Origin of the sequence: Streptomyces sp. NPDC059875 (assembly GCF_042731085.1) — a bacterium.
GTDB lineage: Bacteria > Actinomycetota > Actinomycetes > Streptomycetales > Streptomycetaceae > Streptomyces.
In genome coordinates this window covers 66,134-78,461 of record NZ_JBHWJZ010000010.1, presented here as the reverse complement: position 1 = coordinate 78,461, position 12,328 = coordinate 66,134, and the positions used below count along the sequence as shown (strand labels likewise).

Annotated in this window: 8 protein-coding genes; 6 read left to right on the top strand and 2 right to left on the bottom strand. The window is 71.6% G+C overall.

The window, feature by feature from the left end; genetic code table 11:
• Positions 1-131 precede the first annotated feature (131 nt).
• Complete coding sequence (locus ACFV9D_RS15105) at positions 132-1,658, bottom strand: ricin-type beta-trefoil lectin domain protein (RefSeq protein WP_385145461.1); 1,527 nt, start codon at positions 1,656-1,658, stop codon at positions 132-134.
• Positions 1,659-1,763: 105 nt separating this feature from the next.
• On the opposite strand from ACFV9D_RS15105, the gene ACFV9D_RS15100 reads away from it, so the two are divergent.
• The 3 genes from ACFV9D_RS15100 (at position 1,764) to ACFV9D_RS15090 (ending at position 6,264) form a co-directional block, all read left to right on the top strand.
• Complete coding sequence (locus tag ACFV9D_RS15100) at positions 1,764-3,155, top strand: class II fumarate hydratase (protein WP_385145459.1); 1,392 nt, start codon at positions 1,764-1,766, stop codon at positions 3,153-3,155.
• 44 nt (positions 3,156-3,199) lie between these two features.
• Positions 3,200-3,865: a DUF402 domain-containing protein gene (locus tag ACFV9D_RS15095; protein WP_385145457.1), complete on the top strand. Its 666-nt coding sequence runs from the start codon at positions 3,200-3,202 to the stop codon at positions 3,863-3,865.
• 290 nt (positions 3,866-4,155) lie between these two features.
• Positions 4,156-6,264, top strand: coding sequence for a SpoIIE family protein phosphatase (locus ACFV9D_RS15090; protein WP_385145455.1), 2,109 nt, complete (start codon positions 4,156-4,158; stop codon positions 6,262-6,264).
• A gap of 64 nt (positions 6,265-6,328) precedes the next feature.
• Here the strand turns inward: ACFV9D_RS15090 and ACFV9D_RS15085 are convergent, their stop codons facing one another.
• Entirely contained in the window at positions 6,329-8,506 is a 2,178-nt protein-coding gene (locus ACFV9D_RS15085; protein ID WP_385145453.1) for a transglycosylase domain-containing protein, read from the bottom strand.
• A 251-nt stretch (positions 8,507-8,757) separates the two neighbouring features.
• Here ACFV9D_RS15085 and ACFV9D_RS15080 point away from each other — a divergent pair, with 251 nt between their 5' ends.
• Genes ACFV9D_RS15080 through ACFV9D_RS15070 form a run of 3 tightly spaced genes read left to right on the top strand, consistent with a single transcriptional unit; the run spans position 8,758 to position 12,310 of the window.
• On the top strand, positions 8,758-9,282 hold the full coding sequence (locus tag ACFV9D_RS15080) for a PadR family transcriptional regulator (protein WP_385145451.1): 525 nt from the start codon (positions 8,758-8,760) through the stop codon (positions 9,280-9,282).
• On the top strand, positions 9,279-9,962 hold the full coding sequence (locus tag ACFV9D_RS15075) for an ABC transporter ATP-binding protein (RefSeq protein WP_385145449.1): 684 nt from the start codon (positions 9,279-9,281) through the stop codon (positions 9,960-9,962). The genes ACFV9D_RS15080 and ACFV9D_RS15075 overlap by 4 nt, the downstream gene beginning before the upstream one ends.
• Positions 9,959-12,310, top strand: coding sequence for an FtsX-like permease family protein (locus tag ACFV9D_RS15070; protein WP_385145447.1), 2,352 nt, complete (start codon positions 9,959-9,961; stop codon positions 12,308-12,310). Before ACFV9D_RS15075 ends, ACFV9D_RS15070 begins: the two co-directional genes overlap by 4 nt.
• Positions 12,311-12,328: the final 18 nt, after the last annotated feature.

The following is a 12,328-nucleotide window of genomic DNA, read 5'->3' as shown; positions in this document are numbered from 1 at the left end:
CACCCAACCCGTTGTCCCCCGGGGGTTGGGGGCGGGCTCCCCTGCGGGCGCCCCCCCCCAACACGGCGCTCTCACCCGGGCGGGGCCCCCCGCCCCGGGGGGGGGGGGGGGGCCCACGGCGTCGCTTCCGGCTACGCGAACTTCTGGTTCGCCGAGCCGTCGCAGTTCTGCAGCCGGATCGGCTGCTTCGCCGCCGCCTGCGTCAGACAGAGCCCGGTCGCGGCCGCCGGCCGGATCGTCGCCCCGTCCCGTACGAACTTCTGGTTCGCCGCGCCCGAGCAGTTCCAGACGATCAGCGCCGCGCCCGGCTGGTACGTCGCGGCCGGCACGTCCAGGCAGCGGTCCTGGGTGAGTTCGGTGTGGACCGTCCGCCGCGCCGCGTCGTGCCACCAGCCCTGGTTGCGGCCCCCGTGGCAGTCCCAGCCGAGCACCGCGGTGCCGTTCTTCGAGCTCGCCGCGTCGACGTCCACGCAGTTCCCCGTGGCCTGGTTCTTCAGCGGCTTGTAGACGTCGTCCCAGGCGTACGGCACGAGGGTCGGCGTACCGCTGGAGTCGACGTCCGCACAGCCGGCCTCGCGCAGGCCGGAGTTGTAGATCTGGGTGAGACAGGACGCGAAGGCGGCGTGGCCGCGCGCGTTGGGGTGGAAGGACTGCCGGACGGAGTTCTCGTCCGGGGTGCCGGGCTTGGAGAGGTCGATGTACAGGCCCCGGGCCCAGGGGTCCTCCATGCAGACCTCGTGGCCGTGGAAGAGCCGCGAGTTGTCGAGGTAGGTCGCGCCGGTGTTCGCGGCGGCCCTGCGCATCCCGCGTTCGAAGGCGGGGACGGCGGTGTTGCGGCCCCAGACGGTGTCGGAGTCGTACCCCATCCCGCCGCAGGCGAGCTTCCCGGGGAAGTTCGGGTTGTCGTTGAAGTCGGGGCCGATGGGGCTCGGGTAGCCCATGACGACGAGCTTGTAGTCGCCGTCGGCGTACCCGGCGTCGCGCATCACGGTCCTCAGGTCGCGCACGGTCTGCTCGACCTTGGGGACGAGCGCGTCGACGCGGGCCTGCCAGCCGGGGGCGTACTTGGGCTCGCAGGGGCCCTGGAAGGTCAGATAGCGCGTGACGCAGTCCGTCATCACCGGCCCGAACTGCAGGTCGTCGTTGGCGCCGGCGACGAGCAGCACCATCTTGATCCGGGTGTTGCGGGCCTTGATGGCGAGGTTGTCGCTCTGGACGAGTTCGTCGGCGTACTGCTTCGAGCCGCCGATCCTGATGTTGCCGCTGTAGGCACCGGAGCAGGACACGTTGAACGTGAGGTCCGCGGGGATTGCGGTGCGGTGGACGGCGGCTTCGGGTGAGCGGTGGCACCAGTTGGTCGGTCCGTTGGTCGGCGGCTCGTAGGTGCCGACGCCCTCGCCGGAGATCTCGCTGTCGCCGAGCGAGATCAGGCCGGTCTTGCGCTGGGCGAGCGGGCGTTCCTCGGGGCTGCCGTAGATCTTGGTGGCCTCGGCGGCCCGGACGGCCTCGAGCTCGGGCGGGAGCGGTACGACGGAAGCGGTACGGGGTGTGCTCTCGGCCGCGCCGGCGGGTACGGCGGCCGCCATGGATCCGAACGCCGCGGCGGCCGCGGCCGTGGCCGCGATCGCCCAACGGAGTCTGTACCTGGTGCGCCTCATTGCGCCTCCTGGAAGTGGGGTTACCCACGGTTTTTACTGGCCGGTACGCGCAATGGGAATAGCCGGAACAAGACAAGTGCTCAACTTTGCATGGAGGTTGACGAGATGAGCGAGTACCGGATCGAGCACGACTCGATGGGCGAGGTGCGGGTTCCCGCGCACGCCAAGTGGCGGGCGCAGACCCAGCGGGCGGTGGAGAACTTCCCCGTCTCCGGGCAACGGCTCGAACGGGCCCATATCGAGGCCCTCGCCCGGATCAAGGCCGCGGCCGCCAAGGTCAACGCCGAGCTCGGGGTGATCGACCAGGACCTGGCGGACGCGATCCGGGGCGCCGCCGCCGAGGTCGCCGAGGGCCGCTGGGACGAGCACTTCCCGGTGGACGTCTTCCAGACCGGCTCGGGCACCTCGTCCAACATGAACACCAACGAGGTCATCGCCACCCTGGCGGGCGAGCGGCTCCCCGAGGGCCGGGACGTCCACCCCAACGACCATGTGAACGCCTCCCAGTCGTCCAACGACGTCTTCCCGTCCTCGATCCACATCGCCGCCACGGCCGCCGTCACCCATGACCTGATCCCCGCGCTGGCGCATCTGGCCGCCTCACTGGAGCGGAAATCGGCCGAATTCAAGGACGTGGTGAAGTCCGGCCGTACGCATCTGATGGACGCCACGCCGGTGACCCTCGGGCAGGAGTTCGGTGGCTACGCGGCCCAGGTCCGGTACGGCATCGAGCGGCTGCGCGCCTCGCTGCCGCGGCTCGCCGAACTCCCCCTCGGCGGTACGGCGGTGGGCACCGGCATCAACACGCCGCCCGGCTTCTCCGCCGCGGTCATCTCCGAGATCGCCGACGCGACCGGCCTGCCGCTCACCGAGGCCCGCGACCACTTCGAGGCGCAGGGCGCCCGGGACGGCCTGGTGGAGACGTCCGGCCAGCTCAGGACCATCGCCATCGGCCTCACGAAGATCTCCAACGATCTGCGCTGGATGGCGAGCGGCCCGCGCACCGGCCTCGCCGAGATCAACCTCCCCGACCTCCAGCCCGGCTCCTCGATCATGCCGGGCAAGGTGAACCCGGTCATTCCCGAGGCGGTCCTGATGGTCGCCGCGCAGGTGACCGGGAACGACACCACGGTGGCGGTCGCGGGCGCGGCCGGGAACTTCGAGCTCAACGTGATGCTCCCGGTGATCGCCAAGAACCTCCTGGAGTCCGTGCGGCTGCTGTCGAACGCCTCGCGCCTGCTCGCGGACCGGACGGTCGACGGCATCACCGCCAACGTCGAGCGGGCCCGGGAGTACGCCGAGTCCTCGCCGTCCGTCGTCACCCCGCTGAACAAGTACATCGGCTACGAGGAGGCCGCGAAGGTGGCCAAGAAGTCCCTGGCGGAGCGGAAGACGATCCGCCAGGTGGTCCTGGAGTCCGGGTACGTGGAGCGGGGCGACCTCACGGTCGAACAACTCGACGAAGCGCTCGACGTGCTGCGTATGACTCATCCGTGACCTGTGCCGCAGCGGCGGCGGGGGGCCGCCCCTAAGATCTGCGCATGACAGGATCGGGCGGCCCTCAGCACTGGGCGCCTGGGGAGCACATCCTCTGGCGCTACCGCGGCAACGGCTCCGGCGCGGTGCACATCTGCCGGCCGGTGACCGTCGTCCAGGACGACGCCGAGCTGCTCGCCGTCTGGATGGCCCCGGGCACCGAGTGCGTCAAACCGGTGCTCGCCGACGGGACTCCCGTACACGAGGAGCCGCTCGCCACCCGTTACACCGCCCCGCGCACCACCGCCCGCTCGCGCTGGTTCGGCACGGGCGTCCTGAAGCTGGCCCGGCCGGCGGATCCGTGGTCGGTCTGGCTGTTCTGGGAGCGCGGCTGGCGCTTCCGCAGTTGGTACGTCAACCTCGAGGAGCCGCGCACCCGGTGGTCCGGAGGCATCGACTCCGAGGACCACTTCCTCGACATCTCCGTCTACCCCGACCGCAGCTGGCTGTGGCGGGACGAGGACGAGTTCGCGCAGGCCCAGCGGGCCGGTCTGATGGACGCGGCGCAGGCCGCGCGGGTGCGGGCGGCGGGCCGCGCCGCGGTCGAGGTGATCCGGGCGTGGGGCGCGCCGTTCTCCGACGGATGGGAGGACTGGCGGCCCGATCCGCAGTGGACCGTGCCCGAGCTGCCGGTGGACTGGGATCGCACTCCGGCGCATACGGCACCGTGAGACCCTTGATGCGCCCCCGGGGTGCAAACGTAGGATCGTCCTCCGCAAGGCGGTGATCAACCGAACGAGGCGTCAACCACAGAGCACAGCGCAGGACCTGACCGTAAGTCATTCTTGAGGGGGAGAGCAGTGCCGGACGTGTGCCCGGGTGTTCCGACCCCTGTCGTAGCCGCTGCTCGCGGGGCATTCACATCCACCGCGTGCCAGGGGTTTATCCCCGGTGAAGGCGCGGCATCGGCGAGAAGAGCGAGTGCATCGCACCACCGGCCCGGACGGACGGAATCCCACGCGTGACGGAGCATCCCACCTCCCACGAAGGCCGGCAGCCGCTGGCTGCCCGGTCGCACGAGCGCACCCGCCCCCGCCAGGAAGCGGCCGAGGCGGGGCCGTCGAGTGCGGGGGCGCCCGGATCCCGGTCCGGCACCGCGGACGGTCACCCCGGCGCGAAGCCGGCCGGCGGCGTCCCCTCGCAGCAGGGCCGCCCGGACGGCCACCGCGCGGCAGGCGGCGAGCACGCCGGAGGCGAGGCGAGTCGCCCGGGCACGGGCGGCGATCCCGCGCCCGGGGGCGCTCCCGTGCCCGGACAGGGCGCCGCACCCGCGGCGGCACCCGCCGGTGGCGGGGCGCCCGCGCAGGTCGGCGCGCCGGCGGCCGCGGTGGCCGTGAACGCCGCCCCGGGGGCACCGGTCGCACAGGACGTCGCCGCCGCGCGGCGCGAGGGCGACCGGCTGCGGTTCGTGGGCGCGGCGACCCGGCGGATCGCGCGCGGGATAGACCTCGACGAGATCGTGCTCGGGCTGTGCCGGGCGACCGTGCCGACGTTCTCCGACGCGATCCTGGTCTATCTGCGCGACCCGCTCCCGGTGGGCGACGAGCGGCCGGTCGCGCCGTTCGTGCTGCGGCTGCGCCGTACCGACCGGCTCCGTTTAACGGACGTGGAGGGCGAGGAGCTGATCCTCGTCCCCGATCCCGACCCGACCCCGGCCGCCGAACTGTGCGAGGTCCGCTCCGGCGGCGCGCTCGCCGAGGTGCTGCGCGGGGTGCGGCCGGTCTTCGGCGACTCCGCCGCCGCCCGTGCCGCGCTGCCCGAGCTGCTCGGGCACGAGCACGTGCTGCCCGGCGGGCACCGGGCGATCCTCGCCCCGCTGCGGGGCCGCCGCCGGGTGATCGGCGCCGCGGTCTTCCTCCGCCGTCCCGAACGGCCCGGCTTCGAGCCCAACGACCTCCTGGTCGCGGCCCAGCTGGCGACCCACACCGCGCTCGGCATCGACAAGGCCGTGCTGTACGGCCGCGAGGCGTACATCGCCGACGAGCTGCAGCGCACGATGCTCCCGGACTCGCTGCCGCAGCCGACGGGCGTCCGGCTCGCCTCCCGCTATCTGCCGGCCGCCGAGACGGCCCGGGTCGGCGGTGACTGGTACGACGCGATCCCGCTGCCCGGCAGCCGGGTCGCCCTGGTCGTCGGCGACGTGATGGGCCACTCCATGACCTCCGCGGCGATCATGGGCCAGCTGCGCACCACCGCGCAGACCCTGGCCGGGCTCGACCTGCCGCCGCAGGAGGTGCTGCACCACCTGGACGAGCAGGCCCAGCGGCTCGGCCAGGACCGGATGGCGACCTGCATGTATGCGGTGTACGACCCGGTCTCGCACCGGATCACGATCGCCAACGCCGGCCATCCGCCGCCGATACTGCTGCACCTCGGCGGCCGGGCGGAGGTCCTGCGTGTTCCGCCGGGGGCGCCGATCGGCGTGGGCGGGGTCGACTTCGAGGCGGTGGAGCTGGACGCGCCTGCCGGCGCCACGCTGCTCCTCTACACGGACGGCCTGGTCGAGTCCCGGCTGCGGGACGTGTGGACCGGGATCGAGCAGCTGCGGGAGCGCCTGGCGGCGACCGCCCAGCTGACCGGTCCGGATCACTCGCCGCCTCTGGAGGCGCTCTGCGACGACGTCCTCGACATGCTCGGCCCCGGCGACCGGGACGACGACATCGCGCTGCTCGCGGCACGTTTCGACGGGATCGCGCCCAGTGACGTGGCCTACTGGTTCCTGGAACCGGAGGACGCGGCCCCGGGCCGGGCGCGACGGCTCGCACGGCGGGCGCTCGCCCGCTGGGACCTGGAGGAGCTCTCGGACTCGGTCGAGCTGCTGATCAGCGAGGTCGTGACGAACGCCGTGCGGTACGCGGAGCGGCCGGTGACGCTGCGTCTGCTCAAGACCGACGTGCTGCGCTGCGAGGTCGGCGACGACTCCCCGCAGCTGCCCCGGCAGCGCCGGGCGCGGGACACCGACGAGGGAGGGCGCGGGCTCTTCCTGGTGAACCGGCTGGCGAGGCGGTGGGGGGCGACGCGGCTCTCGGGCGGCAAGGTGGTCTGGTTCGAGCTGCCCACGCGTACGTAGATCTCGTGCGGGACGCATGGCGTATGACGAAGGCCGGACCCTCCAGGGTCCGGCCTTCGTCATGTCACTGCCGGTCGCGTAGGTCCTCGTCGCCGTCGACCGGCGGTTCGATCGTCGGCGGCTTCGGATCCGTCGTCTCCGTCGGCGGCGGCGGCACCGTGATGGTGTTCGTCGGCTGCGGCGGCGTGGTCGCCGTCGAGGTCGGCGGCGGCGTCGGGTCCGGGGACCCGGTGGTGGGCGGCGGGGTCGTGGTCGGGGCCTCGGTGGACTGCGTCGGGGTCGGGTTCGGCTCCAGGACCGAGGAGTCGTCGACCTCCAGGTCGAAGCGGGCGTCGGAACCGCCGTCGAGCGCCGCGGTGGTGTAGTCGCCCCAGATCTGGGCCGGGGTCCTGCCGCCGTTGGCGCGGCCCTGGTTGATCGTGTCGGTGAGGGTGACCTGGTTGCCCTTGGGGTCCTCGCCGAAGAGGCCGACCGCGGTGACGAGTTCGGGGGTGTAGCCGACGAACCAGGCCGAGCGGTTGTTCTCCGACGTACCCGTCTTGCCGGCCGCGGCGTAATCGCCGGCCGCCCGGGTCCCGGAGCCGCTGCTGACGACGCCGGTCATGGCCTTGGTGACGGTGTCGGCGGTCTCGCGGCTGATGACCTGCTCGCCGATCGGCTTCACCGGATCGGCCTTGCGGTCCTTGTGCTCGGCGGACTTCACGATGGTCGGGGTGACCTTCACACCGTGGTTGTCGAGCGTCGCGTAGGCGCCGGCCATGTCCCAGGTGGAGGCGCCCATGGTGCCGAGCGACATCGCGGGGCTCTCCCCGAAGTCCGGGCCGTCCTTCATGCCGAGGTCGAGGGCGGTCCGCTTCACGTTCCCCGGGCCGACGTCCACGATCATCTGGGCGTAGACCGAGTTGATCGAGCTGTTGGTGGCCTTCTGGACGGTGACGGGGCCGTAGCTCCTGTTGTCCTCGTTCTCCGGAGCGAAGTCCACGTCGCCGCCCACGACCGGCCGCTTGCTGGTGCCGTCGTAGATGGTGCCGAGGCCGATCTCGCGGTCGTCCTGGGTCTTGGCGTCGTTCTCCAGCGCGGAGGCGAGCACGATCGGCTTGAAGGTCGAGGCGGGCTGGTAGTCGCGGCGGGTGGCGTTCGACGTCCAGTGCTCGGTGGCGCCGATGCCGCCGTACATCGCGACGACCTTGCCGGTCTTCGGGTCGACGGAGGTGGCGCCGGCCTGGACGGTGGCGTCCTTCTTGTCGCCCTTGCGGTCGAGCTTCGCCTCCAGCTGCCGCTCGACCGCCTTGACCAGGTTCTTCTGCTTCTTCTCGTCGATGTTGAGGGTGATCGTCCAGCCGCCGGCCTTGATGTCCTCCGCCTTGATGCCCTGCCGCATCAGCTCCTGGTTGGCGGCCTCGACGAGGTAGCCCCGCTGGCCCTCCATGCCGGGGGCGGCCTTCTCCTTCTGCGGGACGGGGAACTTCAGCGTGGCGCGCGTGGTCGCGTCGAGCCAGCCCTCCTCGACCATGTTGTCGAGGGTGTAGTTCCAGCGCTCCTCGACGAGCTTGCGGCCGGTCGGCGTGGCGGAGGTCCAGTCGTACTGGTTGGGGGCCTGGAGCAGGGAGGCGAGGTAGGCGCCCTGGGCGACGTTCAGCTTGGAGGCGTCGATGCCGTAGTACGACTGGGCGGCGGCCTGGATGCCGTAGGCGCTGCGGCCGTAGTAGCTGGTGTTCATGTACCCGGCGAGGATCTCGGGCTTCCCCATGCGCTGGTCGACCTTGAGCGCGATCACCATTTCCTTGAGCTTGCGCGTCGCGGTCTGGTCCTGGCTCAGGTAGAAGTTCTTGACGTACTGCTGGGTGATGGTCGAGCCACCCTGCTTGCCCTTGCCGGTGATCGTGGACCAGGCGGCGCGGGTGGTGCCCTTGATGTCGACGCCGTTGTCCTTGTAGAAGGTCTTGTTCTCGGCGGCGACGAAGGCGTTCTGGACCTCGGTCGGGATCTTCTCCAGGCCCACGATCTCGCGGTTGATCTCGCCGGTCCTGGCGAGGATCTTGCCGTTCGCGTACTTGTAGACGTTGCTCTGCATGGTCGCCTGGGCGTTGGCCACAGGCACCGGGACCATCAGGTAGATCGCGTAGAAGGCGCCCATCACGAGCAGGCAGCCGACGAAGAACGTGCCCAGGAGTTTCTTCCAGGTGAAGAGTCGGCGTATCCGCCCGCCCTTCTTCCCCTGGCTCTTTTCCGCTCGGCCCATGTTCTCCGTCGCTCCGCTCGTCGTGGTCGCGGGACCTGTGCCCGCGCCGGATCAGCTCAGCAAGCTAACACCGCTGATGCTGACAAAGGGCTATCGATCCGGTCTTTTCCGGACGTGAGAATCAGCACCCGTCCCGCTGGAACCGACGCTCCTGGGGCCGGGATGGTTGTGCGACGCCGACCACATGGCCGGTCCTCGCCCGCTCGCGAGAGCTATACATCGCGCGTATACACCGGGTGTAGAGTGACGGCATGTCAATCGGACACACCCTTCTCGGGCTCCTGGAGTCCGGTCCGCGCCACGGCTACGACCTCAAGCGCGCCTTCGACGAGAAATTCGGCCACGACCGGCCACTGCACTACGGGCAGGTCTACTCGACGATGTCCCGGCTGCTGAAGAACGGCCTGGTCGAGGTGGACGGCATCGAGGCGGGCGGCGGCCCCGAGCGGAAGCGGTACGCCATCACCGAGGCCGGGGTCACCGATGTCGGGCAGTGGCTGCGCCGCCCGGAGAAGCCGGAGCCGTACCTCCAGTCCACGCTCTACACCAAGGTCGTCCTCGCGCTGCTCACCGGACGCGGGGCGGCCGAGCTGCTCGACGTCCAGCGCGCGGAGCATCTGCGGCTCATGCGGGAGCTGACCCGGCGCAAGAAGGACGGCGATCTCGCCGACCAGCTGATCTGCGACCACGCGCTGTTCCACCTCGAAGCCGATCTTCGCTGGCTGGAACTGACCGCCGCCCGTCTCGACCGGCTCGCCGAGGAGATCCGTCGATGACCACCACTCCCCTGCTCCGGGCCAGCGGGATGGACAAGGCGTACGGACCGACCCCGGCGCTCTCGGGCGCCGAGTTCGCCATCCGGTCCGGCGAGGTCGTCGCCGTCATGGGCCCCTCGGGCTCCGGGAAGTCCACGCTGCTGCACTGTCTCGCCGGAATCGTCCGGCCCGACGCCGGAACCATCACCTACGACGGGCGCGAGCTGACCGCCCTGTCGGACGGCGAGCGCAGCGCCCTGCGCCGCACCGACTTCGGCTTCGTCTTCCAGTTCGGGCAGCTGGTGCCGGAACTGACGTGCGTCGAGAACGTCGCCCTTCCGCTGCGTTTGAACGGGGAGCGACGCAAGAGCGCCGAGTCCCGGGCGCGCGAGTGGTTGACGCGCCTGGAAGTCGACGACGTCGGCGCCAAGCGACCCGGTGAGATATCCGGCGGCCAGGGCCAGCGGGTCGCGGTCGCCCGCGCGCTCGTCAGCGCCCCGCGGGTGATCTTCGCCGACGAACCGACCGGCGCGCTCGACTCGCTCAACGGCGAGCGTGTGATGCAGCTGCTCACGGACGCGGCCCGGGACACCGGCGCCGCCGTCGTCCTCGTCACCCACGAGGCCCGGGTCGCGGCCTACTCCGACCGTGAGGTCGTCGTCCGCGACGGCGCCGTCCGGGACACGGAGTGGGCGGCATGAAGCTCCGTACCTGGTCCCGCGACCTGACGCTCGGCGCCCGGTTCGCGGTCACCGGAGGCCGGCAGGGCTGGATCCGTACGGCCCTGACCGCCACCGGCATCGGCCTCGGCGTCGCCCTGCTGCTCCTGGCCGCATCCATCCCGACCATGATGTTCCAGCGCGAGGTGCGGGAGTCCTCCCGGGACGTCGAGGCGAGTCAGGAGCACACCCGCCCCGGCGCCGACACCTTTCTCTACGTCCGCCACCAGACCGTCTACCGCGGAGACGGTGTCACCGGCCTGCTGCTGCAACCCGAGGGTCCGGACGTCGCGCTCCCCCCGGGCGCCGCGAAGCTGCCCGCGGCGGGCGAGATGCTGGTCTCCCCCGCGCTCGGCGAGCTGCTCGCCTCCCCGGACGGCGCCCTCCTCCGCGAACGGATCCCCTACCGGATCACCGGCACGATCGGCGAGGCCGGACTGATCGGCCCGGCCGAACTGCGGTACGTCGCCGGCACCTCCACGCTCACCATGGACAACTACGACGGGCGCGGCACACGCTACGGCTGGTCGGTCCCCGAGGAGCCGTTCAACGCCTTCCTGCTCCTGCTCGTCGTCATCGCCTGTGTCGTCCTGCTCCTGCCGGTGCTCGTCTTCGTCGCGACCGCCGTACGCTTCGGCGGCGAACAGCGCGACCGGCGGCTCGCCGCACTGCGCCTGGTCGGCGCGGACACCGCCATGACCCGGCGGATCGCCGCCGGCGAGTCACTGGCGGGGGCGCTGCTCGGCCTCGCCGTCGGCGCCGGGCTCTTCGCCCTGGGCCGACAGCTCACCGGCACGGTCACGGTGTGGGACGTCAACGCCTTCCCGTCCGACGTGGTGCCCACGGCCGCGCTCGCCGCGCTCATCCTGACGGTCGTGCCGGTCTCGGCGGTCGCCGTGACGCTCTTCGCGCTGCGCGGGGTCGCGATCGAGCCCCTCGGCGTCGTCCGCACCACGACGCCGCGCCCGCGCCGGCTGTGGTGGCGGCTGCTGCTCGTCGCGGCCGGAGCCGCACTGCTCGTCCCGATGGCCGGCGACGTCGAGATCCGGGACACGTCGATCAACACCGCCGGGGTCGCCGCAGGCGCCGCCCTCGCCCTGACCGGTCTCACCACCCTGCTGCCCTGGCTGGTGGAGGCGTTCGTCAAGCGGCTGCGCGGCGGGCCCGTGGCCTGGCAACTGGCCACCCGAAGACTCCAGTTGAGCAGCGGTACGGCGGCCAGGGCGGTCAGCGGGATCGTGGTCGCCGCGGCCGGGGCGATCGCGCTCCAGATGCTCTTCCACGCGATGCAGAACGACTTCATGCGGGTCACGAACATGGACACCGCGCGGGCTCAGCTGGAGACCCAGATCACGGCCAAGGACGGCGACGAGGCCCGCGAGATGATCGCGAAGCTCTCGAAGACCGAGGGCGTCACCGGCGCCGTCGCGACGATCACCGCGCACATCCACCGACCGGGTCCGGTCAGGGCGGGCGAGGAATTCGGTCCCAGCACCGCGGTCGTCGTCGCCGACTGCGCCTCGCTCGCGGAGCTGGCGCATCTGCCCTCGTGCAAGGACGGCGACGTCTTCATCGCGCAGACGCACGGCGCCGAGGGCGGCCCGGACGACTCCTACCTCGCCGAGACCGCCCGGCCGGGCGCCCTGGTCGACCTGCGCGACCCCGAACGCCACAAGGGTGGTCCGATGCCGACCTGGCGGATCCCGGACACGGCGCGCACGGTCGACTCCCGCCGCGACCCCATGGGCCGCTTGCAGTTCGGCGTCTTCGCCACCCCGTCGGCCCTGGACGCGACACGGCTCGAGGCCCCGGAGGCGGGCGCGATGGTACGGGTCGACCCGGCGGTGCCGGACGCCGTCGAGCACGTACGGAACACGGCCGCGTCCATCGACCCGCTGGCCTGGGTCCGTACCCTCCAGAACATCGAGCGGGACGAGCAGTACAGCAGCGTCCGCACCGGGATCCTGGCCGGCGCGACCGCGACCATGCTCCTCGTGGCGGCCTCGCTCCTCGTGACGACGCTCGAGCAACTGCGGGACCGCAAGCGGCTGCTGTCCTCGCTGGTCGCCTTCGGCACCCGACGGACCACACTGGGCTGGTCGGTCCTGTGGCAGACGGCGGTGCCGATCACCCTCGGCCTCGCGCTCGCGGTGATCGGCGGACTCGGCCTGGGCGTGGCCCTCCTGAAGATGATCGGCAAGCAGGTCGAGGACTGGTGGATCTTCCTGCCGGTGACCGGGGTCGGCGCCGGGCTCATCGTGGCCGTGACGTTGCTGAGCCTGCCGCCGTTGTGGCGGCTGATGCGGGCGGACGGGCTCAGGACGGAGTAGTACGGGAGGGGCGCCGGC